Genomic DNA, 18,747 nt, shown 5'->3' with positions numbered 1-18,747 from the left:
CTAATTTAATATAACTTAAATAACGATGAAAAATTTGTATAAAACAACGGTAACTACCAAAGGAGCAAGAAAAGGTCATGCAAAAAGTGACGATGGAATACTGGATGTAAAATTAAGTATGCCAAAATCTATGGGTGGAGAAGGAGGAAATTTCACCAATCCTGAGCAATTATTTGCAGCCGGATATTCTGCTTGTTTTGGAAGTGCTTTACAAGTAGTAGCAAAAAAACATGATATAGAACTAGGTGAAGACCTTAGCGTAAGCGCAGTGGTAAAATTAGGTCAGACTGAAGATGAAAATTTACAGCTTGCAGTAGTGTTAGACTGCTTTTTGCCCGGTGTAGACGTAGAAACCGGTGAGAAACTTGTAAATGAAGCTCACGAAGTTTGTCCTTATTCTAGAGCAACAAGAGATAATATTGATGTGACTCTTAATCTTTTGGTAGATGAGGATTAATGCAAATATTTGAAATTTTCTTTCAGTCATGCTGCTTGTTTCAGCATCTAAGACTTTAAGAATTCCTAAGAAATTAGACTCTGAAACAAGTTCAGGAGTGACGTAAAAAACAACCTCACAGGTTTTAAAACCCGTGAGGTTGTTTTTTTATGCCTTTTCAGGTTTTATAGGCACGCTTACCAGGGTTTCATCCCAGGCTAAATTTAAATGTATAAATTCATTTTTCTCGTTAAAACCAATGGTGAACTGTTCCATAGTCCTTTTTAAATCTTTGGTTGAAACTTCCAATACCAGTGCATCAAATGCCGGGTCTCGATAGGCTTTTTCATCAAAATCAATTCCCCACGGATACATATTTTTATTAAAAATTACTTTCCATGAATTTTCCATTGGGATGGTCCATAGCGTATATTTTCCGGCTTCCAAAAGGGAGCCGTCTACCATTATATCTTTATTGGTCTCAAAAGTAGTAGCCTCGTTGGCACCGGTTCGCCAAACTTCATTGTATGGAATGAGTTTTCCGAAAATCACCCTGTCTTTTTTATATGGCCTGTTATAAAAAACCTCTAGCTTTAAGTCTCCCTGCGTATAACTCACCGTGTCTTCGGGGCTATGCGCTTTGGTACTGTATCGCATTATAAAAACCAATACTGCAGCCAGGACAATAATAACTCCGCCAATTTTTAAAAACGTTTTTACCGGTTTTTTCATTATAAATTTACTTTGTAAAAGTATAGTTCAAAAAGCGTGCAAACTTAATTTTTAACCAATAAAAAGGAAAAACCTATTTTCAATAAAAAATTAACGGAAGCTTGCAACATTGCAAAAATAGTTTCGTCTTTATAGTACAACCAATCAAAAAAATGATACAGCATCAATTAATAGAAGCCTGTAAAAACCAAGATCGCAGGGCGCAGCTGAAGCTTTACAATCAGTATTGTCAGGGTATGCATTATGTGGCCTTGCGTTTTTTGAAAGACCCGTATGAAGCGGAAGACGCGATGCAGGAAGCTTTTATAAAAGCCTTTGCAAAACTCCAGCAGTTTACAGGAGAAGTAACTTTTGGCGCATGGCTTAAACGCATTGTGATCAATAAATGTATAGATAAATTAAAAGCGAAAAAGCTTGAATTGGTTGCTATAAACGAACAGGTGTTAAGCACTGCCGAAGAGGACGACAACTGGCAGGTGGACGACGGAATTGGAATGGAAGAAATAAAGCAAAGTATGGAAAAACTTCCAGAGAAATATAAATATCCGCTGATGTTATTTTTGATGGAAGGCTATGACCACGAAGAAATATCAGAGATTTTAAATATAAGTCCGGTAGCCTCGCGGACTTTAGTGCACAGAGGTAAGAAGAAATTGCAGGAAGAATTAAAGACTATAAAAAATGGCACAGGATATTAGAGAAATGTTCAGAAATGAAAAGGAGCCTAAACCTAATACTTTACCCAAAGGGCACCAAAAGCGATTTGAAGATCGCCTGGAAAAAGAATTCCCTTCAGAAAGGAAAAGCAATAAATTCTTTTTTCTGAAAATAGCGGCGGTCCTTATTGTAGCACTAGGCGTTGGATTCTTTTTTCTGAATTCAAGTGGAGATAATTTTAATAATGAACCTTCAGTAGTAGATACTCCAACTGAAACTTCAGAAGAAAAGGAAGATAAGGGAACACTGACTGAAAATAACTTTCAGTTAAGTGAAGTGTCCCCGGAATTTAAGAAAATCGAAGATTATTATATGGCGAGCCTCAATATTGAATTTTCCAAGATTAATATTACGCCAGAGAATAAAGCCCTTATCGATTCTTTTATGAACCAGATGTCAGAACTGGATAAGGAATACCAACGTTTAAATGTAGAAATTAAAGAAGCCGGGCCAAACGAGCAAACCCTGGAGGCGATGATCGCGAATCTTCAGCTAAGACTTGATTTGTTGTATAAGCTGAAAAACAAATTAAAAGAAATCAAACAATCAAAGGACAACAAATATGAAAACTATGAGGTATAATTTAATAGTTGCGCTGCTGCTCTGCCTTCCGGTAACACTTGGCGCACAAACGAAGAAGCTGGACAAAACTTATAAAACTTCCGGCGATGTAGAAGTGAAAATAGATGCCAGTCATACCAATATCATTGTAGATTACTGGGATAGAAATGAAGTGAAAATTGAAGCCACTTTAGAAACCGATGAGATTGGGAAAGAAGAAAGAGATGAGCTACTCGCTAGTTGGAAATTAAATACTTCAGGAGATGCTTCTGAAGTGACAATATCTTCTGGGGGAGGAATGCAATGGAACGGAGATATAAATCTCAGCGGATTGGAAAAGCCGTTGGCCAGCCTTCCGCAGATGCTAGAGCCATTAATGAACAATTTGGTGACGCCGTTAATGCAAAGTATGGGCGAAAGTATGGGAGCACCGCTTCCACCGGAGTTCAGTGAGAAAATGGGCAATATCAAGTTTGACTATGAAGCTTATAAAAAAGATGGGGATAAATACATCGCAAAATTCGAAAAAGAGATAGAAGCAAATTTTGGAGATGATTTTGAAAAAGATATGGAGAAGTGGGCTTCACAGTTTGAGAAGAATGCCGAAAACTGGGAGAAGAACTTCGAAATGAAAATGGATATTAACAGCGAAGAATTTGAAAAATCTATGGAAAAGTGGGCCGAAGGTTTCGGGAAAGATATGGAAGCCTGGGGGGAATCGTTTGGATCACAAATGGAAGCTCGTTTTGGAGATTCAGAAAATGGAAGCAAAGTGATAGGTTTAAGTAATTCCAAAGCTAAAAAGACCATAAATCTTAAAATGCCTAAGAATACCAAACTTAAGCTTGATGTACGTCACGGGGAGGTAAAACTCTCGGGAACAACCAATAATCTGCGCGCCGATCTTTCCCACAGTAACCTAACCGCCGATAGGATAACCGGTAAAAACACCAATGTAGAAGCTGCCTATACGCCTGTGAATATTAATTACTGGTCGTATGGGGTTATGGATGCCAAATATGTGAAAAACTTTAAAATTAATAAAGTAAAAAGTATCAAACTCAGCTCAAATTCGAGTAATGTAAATATCGGTGAAGTGGAAGATACCGGGATTTTATCTGGGAATTTTGGTGAATTGAATATCGCAAGTGTTGGACCTAATTTCAAGAACCTGGACATCAATTTAGAAAATAGCGATTTAGAACTGACTTTACCTTCTTCAGCATTTAATTTTATGTACAGTGGTACGCAGAGCGATATTAAACATCCCAATGCTTTGAAGGTGACAAGTAGCGAATCTTATGATAATAAAAAGCTTAGCGGCTTTCATAAAGCTAAAGATTCGGGTGGAAATATAAGTATTAAAGCTAATTTTAGCGAAGTCTTGTTAAATTAGATTTCAAGGTGTAATTTTAGCGATTCTTAGACGGCCAATCGTTTAAAAGATCGCTTATGGGAACCACAAATTTTTCTGAATTTCTTTCACAGCTAACCTCAGGGTTTACCAAGGTTTTAGATGTGAATTTAAAGGCAGAAGATTATATAGTAATAGATTTATCTGAAAATAATGTAGAGCTCGGGAAAGTAGATATTTTATCTTCCCGGGCTTTTTCTAATTATATCGCTGAATATTTAAATGCCTTCGGGAAAAAGGTAGCTTTTGGAGGTTATTCTGAAGTGCGAAAACTCTATAATAGAAGTGAACTTTTTACATCTTCAGAAGATGAAAACAGCAACAGAAATATTCACTTAGGACTCGATTTTTGGGCTGATGCCTATACCGATGTTTTAGCAGTTCTAGATGGGAGAATTCATAGCTTTAACGATAATTCTAATATTGGGGATTACGGCCCTACCATTATTCTGGAACACAAATTTGAAGAAAAGAAGTTCTATTCGCTTTACGGGCATTTAAGTAAGGCGTCATTAAATGATCTCATTCCCGGTACTTTTGTGAAGAAAGGTGAGAAAATTGCTGAATTAGGAACACCGGAAGAAAACGGCGATTATGCGCCGCATTTACATTTTCAGATTATTGAAGATCTAGTGGAAAAAATTGGAGATTTTCCCGGTGTGACTTCCAGAAGGGAGCTTGATTTCTACCTGCAAAATTGCCCGGATCCCAATTATTTACTGAAATTAAGAAATTCCTGATTATTTTTTCTTCAAAATAAGCGCGGCTATAGCAGCGGTTACTACGCCGAACATTAATGCACCTGCAATAGATTGTACAATGTATGAGCTTAGATTAAAATAAGCTTCGGCGTCTTCACGTTTCATAGCATTCCTATCTACACTGCTTTCTATGGCATTTTCAAAAAAATCAGGAGAGATAAGGTAGTGTGTAATTAGTTGTCCGATAGGGGAAAGCAGGGCAATGACGATGCTTAAAATTACTCCTGAAACAAATCCCTGTTTCCAGCTCATTTTCCCGCGGAAAAAATTCTTTCTTTTATCGTGAATGGCAAATAGGTAAACCGCAATTGCAATTAAACCGAAAAAATTCGTAAAGATTGGATGCTTAGCGATTAGCACATCGTGCCAACCCATAAGTTTTTCAAAATACATCCAAAGTAAAGAGGCAGCGAAGAAAATAACTCCCCACTTTATTTCTATCTGGTAGTTTTTCATTTTTTTGATCGGTTAGTTGGAAAGCTAATTTACTCAAAAAAAGAAAGGGCTAACTAAAAGTTCCCGTATTTAGGAGTTTTAGACAGCCCTTTTATATAATTTGAAATTAAATTATTGATTTACCACAACCCAATCTCCTTTTTCAATAAGCGGGATCGCTTGTTTGTATTTAAGGGTTTTATTTTCACCGCTCATTACATTTTTAATGGTTACTTTATCATTACGGCCAATTTTTGGTTGGTCCCTGGTGATAGTTTCTGTAACCTGAGGGCGACGTTGCTGTTGGGTATTCCCGGCAGCACGGCTTTGCGCAGCTCTTTCATCTATATTAGGAATTTCTTCCTTCTGGGTTTCAACTTTCTCTTTTTTACGTTGTCTCGCTTCCTGAATACTGGAAACATTGCCTTCCGGAATTTCCCCTTTGAAAAGGAAAGAAATCACATCACGGTTTACCTGATCAAGCATCGCTTTAAACAATTCAAAAGCTTCGAATTTATAGATCAATAAAGGATCTTTTTGCTCGTGAACCGCCAACTGCACACTCTGCTTCAACTCATCCATCTTGCGGAGGTGGGTTTTCCAGGCATCGTCAATTATGGCGAGACTTATATTTTTCTCGAAATCTTTAACTAACTGAACACCTTCGCTCTCATAAGCTTTTTCAAGATTGGTAACTACCTGAAGCGTTTTTTGTCCATCTGAAAATGGTACTGAAATCCTTTCAAAATTGTTGCTTTCGTCTTCATAAACCTGCTTAATTACCGGGAAAGCCCTGGAAGCGCTGTGCTTCATCTTTTCCTGGTAATGCTTATAGGCTTCTTTATAAACAATTCCGGAAATTTTTTGTACGCCCATTTTCTCAAATTCTTCTTCTGAAACCGGGGCACTCATAGAGAAATACCTTATCAGCTCAAATTCAAAATTCTTATAATCCTGGGCAATTTTATTATTTTCGGTGATCGCTTCAGAAGTATCAAAGATCATATTTGCGATATCAACCTTAAGCCTGTCGCCAAATAATGCGTGGTAACGACGTTTGTAAATCACTTCCCGCTGGGCGTTCATCACATCATCATATTCCAGCAAACGTTTTCTAATTCCGAAGTTATTTTCCTCTACTTTTTTCTGCGCTCGTTCAATGGATTTTGAGATCATAGAATGCTGAATTACTTCACCTTCTTCCAGTCCCATTTTATCCATTAATTTTGCAATCCTTTCAGAGCCAAATAGACGCATCAGGTTGTCTTCAAGCGATACATAGAACTGGGAACTTCCCGGATCTCCCTGACGGCCTGCACGACCTCTTAACTGACGGTCTACACGACGTGAATCGTGGCGCTCTGTACCTACAATGGCCAGACCACCGGCTTCTTTAACTTCTTTGCTTAATTTAATATCGGTACCACGACCCGCCATGTTGGTAGCAATAGTCACAATACCAGATTTACCTGCTTCAGCAACAATATCGGCCTCTCTCTTGTGCAGTTTCGCGTTAAGTACGTTATGCGGCACATTTCTCAATTTCAGCATTCTGGAAAGCAATTCTGAAATTTCTACCGAAGTTGTACCAATAAGTACAGGTCTTCCGGCATTAGAAAGATCGGTAACGTGATCTATAACCGCGTTATATTTTTCGCGTTTGGTTTTATAAACCAAATCGTCTTTATCTTTTCTTGCAAGGGGACGGTTGGTAGGAATTTCTACCACATCCAGCTTGTAGATTTCCCACAATTCTCCTGCTTCAGTTACCGCAGTACCTGTCATACCAGATAACTTGCCGTACATTCTAAAGTAATTCTGAAGGGTTACGGTAGCAAAAGTTTGTGTAGCATCTTCAATTTTCACATTTTCCTTGGCTTCAATTGCCTGGTGTAAACCATCGCTATAACGACGCCCGTCCATAATACGACCGGTCTGCTCGTCTACGATTTTCACCTTGTTATCTATTACCACATATTCGTCATCTTTTTCGAATAAGGTATAGGCTTTAAGCAATTGGCGAAGCGTGTGAATACGTTCACTTTTTACGCTGTAATCTCTAAATAATTCTTCTTTCTTCTCAGCTTCTTCTTCCTTAGGAAGTCCTTCTTTTTCAATCTTGGCGATTTCCATCCCCATTTCAGGCATTACAAAGAAATCGGAATCTCCATCAGCAGAAAGGAACTCAATACCTTTATCGGTAAGGTCTATTTGATTGCTTTTTTCTTCAATAGTGAAATAAAGGTCCGCGTCTACTTTTGGCATTTCGCGGTTATTATCCTGCATATAATGATTTTCGGTCTTCTGCAGTAATTGTTTTATACCTTCTTCACTCAAAAATTTTATTAAAGCTTTATTCTTTGGAAGTCCGCGGTAAACCCTAAGCAATAAGAATGCACCGTCTTTGGTGTTTCCTTCTTTGATAAGCTTTTTAGCTTCCGCCAGAACCTTAGTAAGGTGTTTTCTTTGTAATTCTACAATATTTGAAATTGCAGGTTTTAGTTCATTAAATTCGTGAACATCCCCTTTTGGGATAGGTCCGGAAATAATAAGCGGCGTACGTGCATCATCTATTAAAACCGAATCCACCTCATCTACAATCGCAAAATTATGCGGGCGCTGTACCAAATCGTTTGGTGCGTGAGACATATTATCGCGTAAATAATCGAAACCAAATTCGTTATTGGTTCCGTAAGTGATATCGGCATTATAGGCTTTTCTTCTTGATGCAGAATTAGGCCTGTGGTAATCTATACAATCTACACTTAAGCCGTGGAATTCAAAAATAGGTGCCATCCAGGCGCTATCCCTTTTTGCCAGGTAATCGTTTACTGTTACGAGGTGAACCCCGTTTCCTGTTAGTGCGTTGAGATACATAGGTAAGGTAGCCACAAGGGTTTTACCTTCACCGGTTTGCATTTCTGCAATTTTTCCCTGGTGCATTGCCACACCACCAATTAGCTGAACATCGTAATGAATCATATCCCAGGTTACCGGTTTTCCGGCAGCATCCCAGGAGTTATTCCAGATGGCGTGGTCTCCATCAAGATTTACATAATCTTTCTCTCCAGAAATCTCACGATCAAATTCTGATGCAGTAACTTTTATTTGTTCGTTATGGAAAAAGCGTTTCGCAGTTTCTTTTACAGTAGCAAAAGCTTCCGGAAGAATATCGTTTAAAACCCCTTCAGAAGTTTCGTAAGATTTGGCTTTTAACGCATCAATTTCGGCATAAATATCTTCCTTTCGGGTAATATCGTCGCTGGCATCAGCCTCAGCTTCCAATTCTTCAATTTGCTTGTTTATATCTTTTAAAGCTTCAGCGATTTTCGCTTTAAAACTTGTCGTTTTTGCTCTAAGTTCGTCTATAGACAGGGCTTCAAACTCACCTTCCAGCGCCTTGATCTTTTCGACTATGGGTTGTATTTCCTTGACGTCTTTTTTTGATTTATCGCCAACAAATACTTTTAATACAGAATTTAAAAAATCCATAATGGTTTTTGTTTAATACGGGGTTTAAATGTACGCAAAAAAAAAGCCTCACTTTGGAGACTTTTTTCTATTTTTTGCGTGTTGTTATTTAATATTCATCCTCATTCCAAAGATAATCTTCGTCAGTAGGATAATCGGGCCAAATCTCCTCAATAGAATCATACGAATCTCCTTCATCTTCAATTGCCTGTAGGTTTTCTACTACTTCTAGCGGAGCACCTGTTCTAATGGCGTAATCAATTAATTCGTCTTTAGTTGCAGGCCAGGGTGCATCACTTAAATAAGATGCTAATTCTAAAGTCCAATACATGGGTTGCTCAGGTTTATTATTTTTGCAAAAATAAATTTTTTGTGGTAATAGCCAAGAAAAAAATCTATTATTTAATCAATACCGTTAAGAACATACGCAAAAATTATAGATTTTACTGAATATTTCTTGCTAAAGCTTTAGGAAGCGATTAAGATTTTTCGGGAATCCATTTCACCTCCTCGGCCTTTAATCTTTTAGACAACATCCGTGCCAGCACAAATAGGTAGTCAGAAAGTCTATTGAGATATTGTAAAACCCTATCATCAAAAGCTTCGATTTCATATAAAGCGGTGGCAAGTCGCTCTGCACGGCGGCAAACGCAACGTGCTATGTGACAGAATGACACGCTTTGATGCCCGCCGGGAAGAACGAAATGAGTCATCTCAGGAAGATTATCATTCATCTTATCCATTTCTTTTTCCAACATTTCAATGTCTTCTTCAGAAATTTTTGGAATGTTCAACCGGTCTTTTCCGCTTTTTAATTTTTGTTTTTCAGGATCTGTAGCCAAAGTAGAACCAATAGTAAAAAGTCTATCCTGAATTCTACTTAGAATCTGCTTGGTGTGATCTCCCGTATCCTGATCGCGAATTAGCCCAATGTGTGAATTAAGTTCATCTACCGTCCCGTAACTCTCTATTCGAATATGATGTTTGGGAACTCTCGTGCCTCCGAAAAGAGCGGTAGTACCCTTATCACCGGTTTTAGTATAAATCTTCATATAAAAGTTTTGTTTTTTCTACTTAATACTTTGTAGGTTTATTACAAGTTCACTCGATAATCGAGATTTAAATGCTACGAGGCCCGTCTCGAAATCAAGATGTATTTTCAAATAATGCCACTTGAGGCTTTGCCTCTGGGTAGTCTACTTTTCAAAGGTACAAAATGAAGACTTAAGCGAATGGTTTTGGTAAGTAGAGAATCAGGTTTATGTTTCCGATTTTTCCTCTCTTCGACGTTCAATATATCTTCTTCTGAAGTTTTTATTTTTACGTGCTTTTCGCTCCTTTTTCGCTCTGCGGGAATTCCAGATAAAATATATAAGAAAGACCGCAATGAGCGCGAAGTAAATCCAGGTTTCCTGGTCAAACTCAAACATGATTGGCTATTAATTTTTTACAAGGTAAGAAAATCTAATTTTTTTAGGAATTAAAATAGTTTTTTCAAACAGTATTTAATCTAATGCAGGTAAGAGAGCTTAAGGAGAATGATGAAATATTGTGATGAAAATATTTAAAGCCTGCTTTCAAAATAAATTTGAAGCAGGCTCTAAAATTGTCGCAATATAATTTTATTAGTTATATGCTTTAATCTTGTGTAGATGTGGTAACCTGTGGGCCGAGTCCGCTTAACTTAGGATTGTAAACCCATAATTCTTGTGAACCCCCTTTGGTGGTTTTCATCCAGTCTTTTAAAAAATTATCGAAACTTCCCGAACCGTGAACTTCATCATATTTTTCTTTTAGTTTCTGGTTTTTTCCAAGCCAGGAAAAGTCATCAAAAAATTGAACTACAGATAGATCCTGACCTGATTGGGTGGAAGTGAATTCGTTTGTGTAAATGCCAAATGGCATTTCAGGCCTTTTTTCTTTAAAAACTTTGGTTACTTTTTCCAGGCCAGAAGTCATGTTTTCATATTCACCTCTTTCAATATCCCACACCGTCACTTTTAGTTTATTCATTTCAAAATTTGTTGGGAAATGGGAGAGTTTGTTGTGAAATTTCCAGAAAGTGGTTTCTTCTTCTTCGGCTATGTAGGGTACCACATTTGTAGACCAGTCTTCATCGTGAGCGGTATTATCCATAGCTTCATCTAAAGCACTCCAGGGCATTGGCCCCATAACCGCCATAAAACTGTTCGCATTTTGGCCGTTCATAATGTTGAAAACTCTTACGCCCATCGGCCCTTCCGCATGAAATTGCTCGTTGTGGTTTCTCATTCCTTCAGAAAACTCCTTCATTTTATCGCTTTTAGCAGAAAAAATAGTAGTGCCAACAATAAGGTATTCCTCACTGTTATTTTGTTCGTTTTGGGAGAATACTAAAAATGGAATTAGCATCATCCAGTAAAAAATTGATTTCATAAGCTGTGTAATTAAGAGTTAATAATTCAGCTATGATAGATGAGGCTTAATAAATAGGTTCTCTAAGTTACTGAAAAATAGTTATATAGTTCTATTTTGGTTGATATTTTGTAAGAATTAGACAATAAAAAACGCCCGTTAGGGGCGTTTTTTGAAATTTAAGTAAGATATATTTCTTATAAACCGAAGCTTAGTGATAAAATTACTTTAGAAAGATCTCTATCAATGTTTGCGGTATTTGTTAATCCTGTTTCGTATAATCTTGCATTTTCCTCATAATTTGCATTGGTGTATGCCAGGTCTAATTTCATGCTTCCAAAATCATAACCAATACCTCCTGAGTAGCCTGTTAAATCACCTATAGTAGATTCATTGGCATAAGGACTTTGTTCAAAACGATAACCACCTCTTAAACTCCAGTTATTAATTCTATATTCTCCACCTAACCTAAAGGTAGAAGCAGCCTGAAGTTCTTCTGAGATTAGACTATTCTGAAAATCAAATTCGGGATCATCTGTAGGTCTGAATTCAGTGGCAGAATAATCTTTATAAGAATAATCAAAACTAATCAATCCTTTAGTGCCAAATAAAACGGCAAGGCTACCTGTGATTTTACCTGGTGTTTTAAGGTTATAATCAGGGTAAAGATTTAATACGTTTGGGTCTACAACAACACGCTCATTAGCATCGTTATTGGTTTCAAGATATTGGGTGGCTTCTTCAATAATATTAAACCAGGTAGGAGAGTGGTAGGATGCTCCAACCCTAAACCTCTCGCTTACTTTTGCAATGGCTCCTAATTGAAACGAAAATCCGTCTCCGGTTGTACTTAGGTTATTATTAAAAATCACCTGATTAGTAGCACTACCTGAATTATTATTATTCTCTCTGAATCTTGTGGAACGATCGTAATTTAGAAAATGTGTATTTAGATTTGCGCCGAGATAAAGAAAATCTCTAAACTGCGTACCAAAATTGAAAGAAAATTTTCCGTTTAGTCCTGTGGCCACCGAGCGGTATTCCTGGTTAAAATTACCCGGGCTTATAAACGAATTATACGAAGTGTTTTCGGGCGAATCCTCTGCCTGGTCTATAACATATCCCTGATATCCTAAAAAGGCCTGTTGCGCTCCAAAACCTTCGTTTTCTCCAAGGTAAGAATAAAGATCAGAGACACTTTCGTCTTCACGGGTTTGTAGCAAGTCTAAGGGTATGCCGTTAGCATAATTTAGAAAGTACTGGTCTATAGAAGTTTGGCTGGTTCCTGTAGCCAGGAAAGCATCGTCAAAATTATTTGTCTGACTGTAATTTAAGCCTAAACTGAATTTTCTCCAGGGGCTATCACTTCTAGTGTCAAAAACAAGTACTCCACCGGCCTGATTGAAATTAAAATCTGAATTTTCATTAGTAGTTCCTGTTCCAAAATAATCTACATTTTTATTAGTAGAACGATGGGAAAATGTCATCGTTCCAAAAGAATTAAGGAAGACGGCAGAACTAGCCGGGTTTACAGTAATGGCTGATAAATCTCCTCCCAGTGCACCAAAAGCACCGCTAAGAGACTGGAACCTTGCGGTCCCGTTCAACTCTTCAGAACTGTATCTATAAGCATCGGTAATATTCTGGGCCTGGGCGCCTCCTGCTATAAAAAGGACGCTCATTATTATAAATATATTTTTCATAAACTATTTTTAATTCCTTTTACGGTTTTTTTCCAGCCTTAAGACCGGCTGTATAATTAATGATTTCAGAAAAAACCTTACAGTGGATAACTGTAAGGTTGGTTCAATAATTTTATACGCTATATCATTCAAGTTAGGAGTTTATTATCCTCTACCGCCTCCTCTAGAAGAGGAAGAGCGACCTCCGCCTGAACTTCTTGTTCCAGAGCTTCTAGAACTACTTGAGCTACTGCGAACAGTACCACTACTTCTTGAAGATCTATTAGAAGACCTATTATAAGTAGAATTAGATCTTGAACTTCTATTAGAGCTATTTATTGCCGAGTTTCTCCTGGTAGAAGAAGTGTTGACTCTCGCCGGTTCGCTTCTTCTGTTAGAACGTGAATAAATATTAGAGTTATCAGCATTACTTCTGGAATAACTTCTGCTTCTTGTAGCATTATCATTGCTTCTAATATTTCTGATGCTTCTGGAGTAAGAAGATTCATTACTTCTTATGCGGGAAACATTGTCTCTTGAATTGGTTCCATAATCTGAATAACTAGCCCTTCTACCACTATTATAAGCTACATCTCTATAATTAGTGCGATTATTATAATATGGATTATTTATAAAGCCTCTTCTTGCCCAGTGTGGATTATAAAATCCCCCACCGAAGCCGCCATATCCGAATCCGTAGCCAAAGCGATTACCCCAGCCCCATCTAGGGCCGTAGGCAAAACCGCCACCCCAGGGACCTAAAAAGCCTCCTTGCCAGGGGCCGTAACCTACTGCTCCCCATGGGCCAAAGCCACCGCCCCAAGGAGCGTAAAAGGGATCCCACCATAGATCATTATAGAAGCCTCCAAAACCAAGACTGTTCCATCTCCAAGGATTGTAAAACCCACCATGAAAACCGGTATTATAAATGTTTATGGTATATTGATCTGGATCTTCACCCCAGGGAGCTCTTCCGCCCACATAGGCTTGTTGGTCTTCATAATAAATTTCATCTTCAGCACCATCAGCAGAAGAGTAAGATTCTACATCGGTAAAGACGATCTCATCGGCCATCTGGCCATAAAATTCTGATTTTTCTGAAAAAAGGTTCTTATAATATGAATTTCCCTGATCCTGATTATTATTAGCATATTGGGATGGCTCTTCAGCAGTTGATTGCTGTTGGTTAGAATCACCATAGATCCCATCCTCATAACCAGAATACTGGTAAGAACCGCAAGATGCTAACAATAGCAAGAACATAGGAGCAACAAATAGAATTGCTTTCTTGTGTAAGTCGTAATTGCGTATCATTAGCTTAGTATTTTATTGTTGAACATTACAAAAATAGTTAGTTTTGCGCTAACTAAACCTGCATTTAGATTGTGTTTAATAAAATACAAGATTTATGCCAAATTCAGAGAATGAGTAAAAAGTTAACCAAAAGAAGCGAAGATTATTCAAAATGGTACAACGAATTGGTGGTAAAAGCCGATTTAGCTGAAAATTCCGCAGTTCGGGGTTGTATGGTTATTAAACCCTACGGGTTCGCCATTTGGGAAAAAATGCAGGCCCAGCTTGATAAAATGTTCAAGGAAACCGGCCACCAAAATGCTTATTTTCCGCTTTTTGTTCCTAAGCATCTCTTTGAAGCTGAAGAAAAAAATGCCGAAGGTTTCGCGAAAGAATGTGCCGTGGTTACTCATTACAGGCTTAAGACAGATCCTAACGATAAATCTAAATTAATAGTAGATCCTGATGCTAAACTGGAAGAGGAACTTGTAGTGAGACCAACCTCTGAAGCTATTATATGGAATACTTACAAAAACTGGATTCAATCTTACAGAGATCTTCCTATTAAAATCAACCAATGGGCCAATGTGGTTCGCTGGGAAATGCGAACCCGTTTGTTTTTGAGAACTTCAGAATTTCTCTGGCAGGAAGGGCATACCGCTCACGCCACCAAACAGGAAGCCTTGGAGGAAACTGAATTAATGAATAATATTTATGCCGAATTTGCCGAGAAATTTATGGCAATGCCGGTTATAAAGGGAAGTAAAACCGAAAGTGAACGCTTTGCCGGGGCTGTAGAAACTTATTGCATTGAAGCAATGATGCAGGATGGGAAAGCACTGCAAGCAGGAACTTCTCACTTTTTAGGTCAGAACTTTGCAAAAGCTTTTGATGTGAAATTTACTTCTAAAGAAGGGAAATTAGAAAATGTATGGGCAACCTCCTGGGGTGTTTCTACACGGTTAATGGGAGCGCTTATTATGACGCATAGTGATGATAACGGTTTAGTGCTTCCTCCAAATTTAGCGCCTACACAAGTTGTGATTGTACCTATATATAAAGGAGAAGAACAATTAGAAGCAATCTCTCAAGTTGCGAATAAACTTGCCGATGATCTTAAAGAGGCTGGTATTTCGGTTAAATATGACGACAGAGACACTCAAAAGCCTGGCTGGAAGTTTGCGCAATACGAATTGCAGGGTGTGCCGGTAAGACTGGCTATAGGTCCAAAAGATCTTGAAAAAGGAAGTGTGGAACTTGCAAGAAGGGATACACTAACTAAAGAGTTTGTAAATCAGGATGAAGTAGTGGAGAAGGTGAAGCACCTAATGGTTGAAATGCAAGACACTTTATTTGACAAAGCTTACAAATTTAGAAACGAACATATCACCGAAGTAGATTCTTTTGATGAATTTAAAAAAGTTTTAAAAGAAAAAGGTGGATTTATTTCTGCGCATTGGGATGGAACTACAGAGACAGAAAACAAAATAAAAGGGCTAACCAAAGCCACAATTCGCTGTATACCATTTAATTCCGAAAAGGAGTCGGGAAGCTGTGTGCTTACTGGTAAACCTTCAGAGCAAAGAGTACTTTTTGCGAAGGCTTATTAAATTTTAAATTTTTTTTGTTCAACTCTTGCGGCATTCAAAAATAGTTGTATTTTTGCATCCGCATTGAAACAAAAAAATGGTCCGTTCGTCTAGGGGTTAGGACGCCAGGTTTTCATCCTGGTAACAGGGGTTCGATTCCCCTACGGACTACAAAAGAACACAGGTTTTAGTAGTGTGTTTTTAAAGTCCTGAAAAGGCAATTTGAAATAAATTAATGGTCCGTTCGTCTAGGGGTTAGGACGCCAGGTTTTCATCCTGGTAACAGGGGTTCGATTCCCCTACGGACTACTTTTAAAAAATAATTAAAGCAATTTTGTAATGGCAAATCACAAGTCAGCATTAAAGAGGATTCGTAGCAATGAGACTAAACGTCTTAGAAATCGCTACCAGCATAAAACTACCAGAAACGCAATTAAAAAATTGAAAGATTCTGAGAAGAAAGAAGCTGAAGCTCTTTTGCCTTCTGTTATCTCTATGGTAGATAAATTGGCAAAGAAAAATATTATACACGACAATAAAGCTGCGAACTTAAAATCGCAACTTACAAAGCACGTAGCTGAGCTTTAATAATATTACAGTGTTCAATTATAGAAAAATGCTTTCTGCGTTTGCGGAAAGCATTTTTTATTTTTAATAGTTTTTAGGTTTAAAAAACCGAAAGACCGGTTAAGGTAGTAAGGCGTTCTAAAGCTTTCATACCTAACTCTGAGTTTCCTTTTTCATTTAAAATAGGACTCCAAACCGCTACTGAATATTGATCTGGATGAATGGCAACTATTCCACCGCCAACACCACTCTTCCCCGGTAATCCTACTTCAAAACTAAATTCTCCTGCTTCATCATAGAAACCACAGGTTTGCATTAAAGAATTAATCCTTTTTACCGTAGTAGGGGTTAAAATTTCTTCATCTGTACTTAATATCTTACCCTTATTGGCGAAAATCATAAAAGCTTGCGATAACTGCTTACAGGACATAGCCAGGGAACAAAGGTGAAAGTAAAAGTCTACAATAGGTTCTACTTCACATTTAATATTCCCAAGCGCTTTCATATAATTTACCAGGGCAACATTTCTGTAACCAGTAGATCTTTCTGAAGCCGCGATTTTGGGATCAAAATTAATACTATTGTCTTCTGTGATTTTTCTAACAAAATCTAATAATTCTTGTTTTGGGTCTTCTAATTGGTCTACCAAAATATCTGAAATTACTAAAGCACCCGCGTTAATAAAAGGATTTCGAGGTACACCGCTTTCATATTCTAACTGACTTAAAGAATTAAATGGATCTCCCGATGGTTCTACGTCTACCCGGTCCCAAAGATCTTCGCCCATAATACGCATAGCCATAGAAAGGCTAAAAACCTTAGATATACTCTGAATAGAAAAGAGTTCTTCGCTATCGCCAAAACTAAAATGTTGGCGGTCTCCACAATAAACATGCATTCCAAATTTACGGGGATCTACTTTGGCAAGTTCCGGAATATAAGAAGCAACTTTGCCTGTTACGTCCCGGTAACTCAATTCGTCGTTAATAGTGTTTAATATTTTTTGGTAATCCATATTAATTTAATTCGCTTAGGTCTGAATTGGTTTCTATTTCGAAAGGTAATTTTTCTGTTTTAAAAATACGAGCGCTCAAGGTCCCTTTTAACTCAATTTTATTATCTGAAACCAATAACCAGCTACCTTCCCGAAGTCCAACAACCGGTTGGGTATTTATGGTATGGAATTCTTTAATACGCGTTTCTCTCGTTTCTCCTTTATGGGTAGAATTTGTATCGGGATCTAAATAATGCGGATTTATGTTAAAAGGAACTATACCCAGCGTTTTAAAAGTCGGCGGATAAACAATGGGCATATCGTTGGTTGTTTGCATAGTTAAGCCGGCAATATTGGTTCCGGCGCTGGTTCCCATATAAGCACAACCGTTTAGGATACTTTCTCGAAGAGGTTGCATTAATTTATTTCGGTAGAGTTCAGAAACTAATAGAAAAGTATTGCCCCCACCGGTGAAAATTCCTTTAGCTGAAGATATAGCTTCAGTCATATTTTCAAACTCATGAATTCCACGTAAACTTATTCCGGCCTTTTTGAAAGCTTCTGCTGCTTTTTTAGTGTATTCATCGTGAGAAATTCCGCCGGGGCGGGCAAAGGGAATAAAGATCACTTCTTCGGTTTCGCTGAAAAATACTTTTAGTTCCGGAATTAGATATTCCAGATATTCCTGGTCGTGTAAAGTTGAGGTGCTGGCTAATAAAGCTTTGCTCATATTTAAAATTTTTCTAGTGCGAGTATAATATATATTGTCCTAAAATTACTCTAAATAGGGGTTTTAACAAAAGTTTACAAGCTGCTTTACTATAAATAAGTAGTAAGAATTGTTTCTTTATTTATATGAAATCTACAACTATGCTAAAAAACACTTTATATATTACTCTAATTTTCTTCAGCAGTATTTTAATTGCCCAGGAAAAAGAACGAATTCTGGTTAACGGTAATATTATTGTTCCCGAAAATGATACTCCCGAAGGAATGACGATTTTTAATCAGAATACTTCCAGGGGTACTATCGCTAATCCTGACGGGGAATTTAAATTGCGCGTAGGGCTCAATGATACGGTGGTATTTTCTTCCATACAATTTGAAGAATTTAGAGTGGTGGTAGAAGAGGGTGTTATAAACTCTGGGGAAATGAATGTTTTTCTTACCGAAACCGTAACCGAATTGCCAGAGGTACTTCTATCTGATAATAAACTTTCAGGTGATATTAGGGTAGATGTGGCCAGAATTGAGGTTAATGACCCTGAGGTTCCCAGGTATTCTGCAGCTGATTTGGAAGCGATGAATGTTAGAAGGCAACCCGATTCTTTAATGGGCCCGGGTAGAAATGCTGCCCTTGCCGCTGGTAATACAAGGCTGGTAAACGGACTCAACTTTGTGAATATTTTTAAATTACTTGTTGGTGCTGAAGTTGAAAACAATCCTTTTACCAAACAGGAATTAGACGAAAAATTACGGGATCTTTATGACGATGAGTTTTTTAGAGCAAATCTGAATATAGAAAAAGATAAAATAAGTGACTTTATTTATTATGTCACAGATCACGGCCTGGATAATGACCTACTGGAAGATGGAAACGAACTAAACCTTATTGAATTTTTAATAGAAAAGAGTGAAGAATATAAAGCTTTTCACAATCGTGAATAAGTCCGAATAATCATCATCAATCATCAACATCAA

At 37.6% G+C, this 18,747-nt stretch carries 18 protein-coding genes and 2 tRNA genes; 10 read left to right on the top strand and 10 right to left on the bottom strand.

All coding sequences use genetic code 11. The features are described 5' to 3' along the window. Nucleotides 1-25: 25 nt before the first annotated feature. Nucleotides 26-457, top strand: coding sequence for an organic hydroperoxide resistance protein (locus tag LB465_RS08075; RefSeq protein ID WP_224469067.1), 432 nt, complete (start codon nt 26-28; stop codon nt 455-457). A 147-nt stretch (nt 458-604) separates the two neighbouring features. Here LB465_RS08075 and LB465_RS08070 read toward each other — a convergent pair whose 3' ends face one another. After that, nucleotides 605-1,168, bottom strand: coding sequence for a DUF2911 domain-containing protein (locus LB465_RS08070; protein WP_224469065.1), 564 nt, complete (start codon nt 1,166-1,168; stop codon nt 605-607). A gap of 152 nt (nt 1,169-1,320) precedes the next feature. On the opposite strand from LB465_RS08070, the gene LB465_RS08065 reads away from it, so the two are divergent. The 4 genes from LB465_RS08065 to LB465_RS08050 are packed head-to-tail and all read left to right on the top strand — an operon-like array spanning nt 1,321 to nt 4,600. Beyond that, complete coding sequence (locus LB465_RS08065; RefSeq protein ID WP_224469062.1) at nt 1,321-1,866, top strand: RNA polymerase sigma factor; 546 nt, start codon at nt 1,321-1,323, stop codon at nt 1,864-1,866. Next, nucleotides 1,850-2,467, top strand: a complete 618-nt coding sequence (locus LB465_RS08060; RefSeq protein WP_224469060.1) for a hypothetical protein — start codon at nt 1,850-1,852, stop codon at nt 2,465-2,467. Before LB465_RS08065 ends, LB465_RS08060 begins: the two co-directional genes overlap by 17 nt. Further along, the gene (locus LB465_RS08055) at nt 2,457-3,842 is read left to right on the top strand and encodes a DUF4097 family beta strand repeat-containing protein (protein WP_224469058.1); all 1,386 of its coding nucleotides are present in this window, start codon (nt 2,457-2,459) and stop codon (nt 3,840-3,842) included. Before LB465_RS08060 ends, LB465_RS08055 begins: the two co-directional genes overlap by 11 nt. Nucleotides 3,843-3,898: 56 nt before the next feature. Then, nucleotides 3,899-4,600: a peptidoglycan DD-metalloendopeptidase family protein gene (locus LB465_RS08050; RefSeq protein ID WP_224469055.1), complete on the top strand. Its 702-nt coding sequence runs from the start codon at nt 3,899-3,901 to the stop codon at nt 4,598-4,600. Here the strand turns inward: LB465_RS08050 and LB465_RS08045 are convergent, their stop codons facing one another. From LB465_RS08045 to LB465_RS08015, 7 genes are all read right to left on the bottom strand, one after another. Further along, complete coding sequence (locus LB465_RS08045) at nt 4,601-5,077, bottom strand: DUF4199 domain-containing protein (RefSeq protein ID WP_224469053.1); 477 nt, start codon at nt 5,075-5,077, stop codon at nt 4,601-4,603. A 111-nt stretch (nt 5,078-5,188) separates the two neighbouring features. Further along, nucleotides 5,189-8,548, bottom strand: coding sequence for a preprotein translocase subunit SecA (gene secA / locus LB465_RS08040; RefSeq protein ID WP_224469051.1), 3,360 nt, complete (start codon nt 8,546-8,548; stop codon nt 5,189-5,191). Nucleotides 8,549-8,636: 88 nt separating this feature from the next. Beyond that, complete coding sequence (locus LB465_RS08035) at nt 8,637-8,858, bottom strand: DUF2795 domain-containing protein (protein ID WP_008272287.1); 222 nt, start codon at nt 8,856-8,858, stop codon at nt 8,637-8,639. 148 nt (nt 8,859-9,006) lie between these two features. Then, on the bottom strand, nt 9,007-9,579 hold the full coding sequence (locus tag LB465_RS08030; protein ID WP_224469049.1) for a cob(I)yrinic acid a,c-diamide adenosyltransferase: 573 nt from the start codon (nt 9,577-9,579) through the stop codon (nt 9,007-9,009). Between the two features lie 586 nt (nt 9,580-10,165). Further along, complete coding sequence (locus LB465_RS08025; protein ID WP_224469047.1) at nt 10,166-10,942, bottom strand: hypothetical protein; 777 nt, start codon at nt 10,940-10,942, stop codon at nt 10,166-10,168. 176 nt (nt 10,943-11,118) lie between these two features. After that, on the bottom strand, nt 11,119-12,624 hold the full coding sequence (locus tag LB465_RS08020) for an OmpP1/FadL family transporter (RefSeq protein WP_224469044.1): 1,506 nt from the start codon (nt 12,622-12,624) through the stop codon (nt 11,119-11,121). Between the two features lie 144 nt (nt 12,625-12,768). After that, nucleotides 12,769-13,917 (bottom strand): hypothetical protein, encoded by a 1,149-nt coding sequence (locus LB465_RS08015; RefSeq protein WP_224469042.1) that lies wholly within the window; start codon nt 13,915-13,917, stop codon nt 12,769-12,771. 110 nt (nt 13,918-14,027) lie between these two features. On the opposite strand from LB465_RS08015, the gene proS reads away from it, so the two are divergent. From proS to rpsT, 4 genes are all read left to right on the top strand, one after another. Continuing rightward, on the top strand, nt 14,028-15,506 hold the full coding sequence (proS, locus tag LB465_RS08010) for a proline--tRNA ligase (protein WP_224469039.1): 1,479 nt from the start codon (nt 14,028-14,030) through the stop codon (nt 15,504-15,506). Nucleotides 15,507-15,584: 78 nt separating this feature from the next. Continuing rightward, nucleotides 15,585-15,656 (top strand) — tRNA-Glu (locus LB465_RS08005). A gap of 66 nt (nt 15,657-15,722) precedes the next feature. Continuing rightward, nucleotides 15,723-15,794: transfer RNA gene (locus LB465_RS08000), tRNA-Glu, on the top strand. A 30-nt stretch (nt 15,795-15,824) separates the two neighbouring features. Next, complete coding sequence (rpsT, locus tag LB465_RS07995) at nt 15,825-16,073, top strand: 30S ribosomal protein S20 (protein ID WP_224469037.1); 249 nt, start codon at nt 15,825-15,827, stop codon at nt 16,071-16,073. Nucleotides 16,074-16,152: 79 nt separating this feature from the next. Here the strand turns inward: rpsT and LB465_RS07990 are convergent, their stop codons facing one another. Next, nucleotides 16,153-17,067: a glutaminase gene (locus LB465_RS07990; RefSeq protein WP_224469035.1), complete on the bottom strand. Its 915-nt coding sequence runs from the start codon at nt 17,065-17,067 to the stop codon at nt 16,153-16,155. A 1-nt stretch (nt 17,068) separates the two neighbouring features. Continuing rightward, nucleotides 17,069-17,776: a dipeptidase PepE gene (gene pepE / locus LB465_RS07985; protein WP_224469033.1), complete on the bottom strand. Its 708-nt coding sequence runs from the start codon at nt 17,774-17,776 to the stop codon at nt 17,069-17,071. Between the two features lie 140 nt (nt 17,777-17,916). Here pepE and LB465_RS07980 point away from each other — a divergent pair, with 140 nt between their 5' ends. Further along, entirely contained in the window at nt 17,917-18,714 is a 798-nt protein-coding gene (locus LB465_RS07980) for a peptidase associated/transthyretin-like domain-containing protein (protein ID WP_224469031.1), read from the top strand. The last annotated feature ends 33 nt before the right edge of the window (nt 18,715-18,747 follow it).

This window comes from Salegentibacter lacus, assembly GCF_020164555.1.
Classification (GTDB): Bacteria; Bacteroidota; Bacteroidia; order Flavobacteriales; family Flavobacteriaceae; genus Salegentibacter; species Salegentibacter lacus.
Note: the sequence above shows the minus strand (reverse complement) of the source record. Positions and strands in the feature narration are given on the sequence as shown.

Bases quoted from the DNA above. Each gene is read 5' to 3' on its own strand.
- LB465_RS08075 (WP_224469067.1), top strand. From the start codon at position 26: ATGAAAAATTTGTATAAAACAACGGTAACTACCAAAGGAGCAAGAAAA.
- LB465_RS08070 (WP_224469065.1), bottom strand. From the start codon at position 1,168: ATGAAAAAACCGGTAAAAACGTTTTTAAAAATTGGCGGAGTTATTATT.
- LB465_RS08065 (WP_224469062.1), top strand. From the start codon at position 1,321: ATGATACAGCATCAATTAATAGAAGCCTGTAAAAACCAAGATCGCAGG.
- LB465_RS08060 (WP_224469060.1), top strand. From the start codon at position 1,850: ATGGCACAGGATATTAGAGAAATGTTCAGAAATGAAAAGGAGCCTAAA.
- LB465_RS08055 (WP_224469058.1), top strand. From the start codon at position 2,457: ATGAGGTATAATTTAATAGTTGCGCTGCTGCTCTGCCTTCCGGTAACA.
- LB465_RS08050 (WP_224469055.1), top strand. From the start codon at position 3,899: ATGGGAACCACAAATTTTTCTGAATTTCTTTCACAGCTAACCTCAGGG.
- LB465_RS08045 (WP_224469053.1), bottom strand. From the start codon at position 5,077: ATGAAAAACTACCAGATAGAAATAAAGTGGGGAGTTATTTTCTTCGCT.
- secA (WP_224469051.1), bottom strand. From the start codon at position 8,548: ATGGATTTTTTAAATTCTGTATTAAAAGTATTTGTTGGCGATAAATCA.
- LB465_RS08035 (WP_008272287.1), bottom strand. From the start codon at position 8,858: ATGTATTGGACTTTAGAATTAGCATCTTATTTAAGTGATGCACCCTGG.
- LB465_RS08030 (WP_224469049.1), bottom strand. From the start codon at position 9,579: ATGAAGATTTATACTAAAACCGGTGATAAGGGTACTACCGCTCTTTTC.
- LB465_RS08025 (WP_224469047.1), bottom strand. From the start codon at position 10,942: ATGAAATCAATTTTTTACTGGATGATGCTAATTCCATTTTTAGTATTC.
- LB465_RS08020 (WP_224469044.1), bottom strand. From the start codon at position 12,624: ATGAAAAATATATTTATAATAATGAGCGTCCTTTTTATAGCAGGAGGC.
- LB465_RS08015 (WP_224469042.1), bottom strand. From the start codon at position 13,917: ATGATACGCAATTACGACTTACACAAGAAAGCAATTCTATTTGTTGCT.
- proS (WP_224469039.1), top strand. From the start codon at position 14,028: ATGAGTAAAAAGTTAACCAAAAGAAGCGAAGATTATTCAAAATGGTAC.
- rpsT (WP_224469037.1), top strand. From the start codon at position 15,825: ATGGCAAATCACAAGTCAGCATTAAAGAGGATTCGTAGCAATGAGACT.
- LB465_RS07990 (WP_224469035.1), bottom strand. From the start codon at position 17,067: ATGGATTACCAAAAAATATTAAACACTATTAACGACGAATTGAGTTAC.
- pepE (WP_224469033.1), bottom strand. From the start codon at position 17,776: ATGAGCAAAGCTTTATTAGCCAGCACCTCAACTTTACACGACCAGGAA.
- LB465_RS07980 (WP_224469031.1), top strand. From the start codon at position 17,917: ATGCTAAAAAACACTTTATATATTACTCTAATTTTCTTCAGCAGTATT.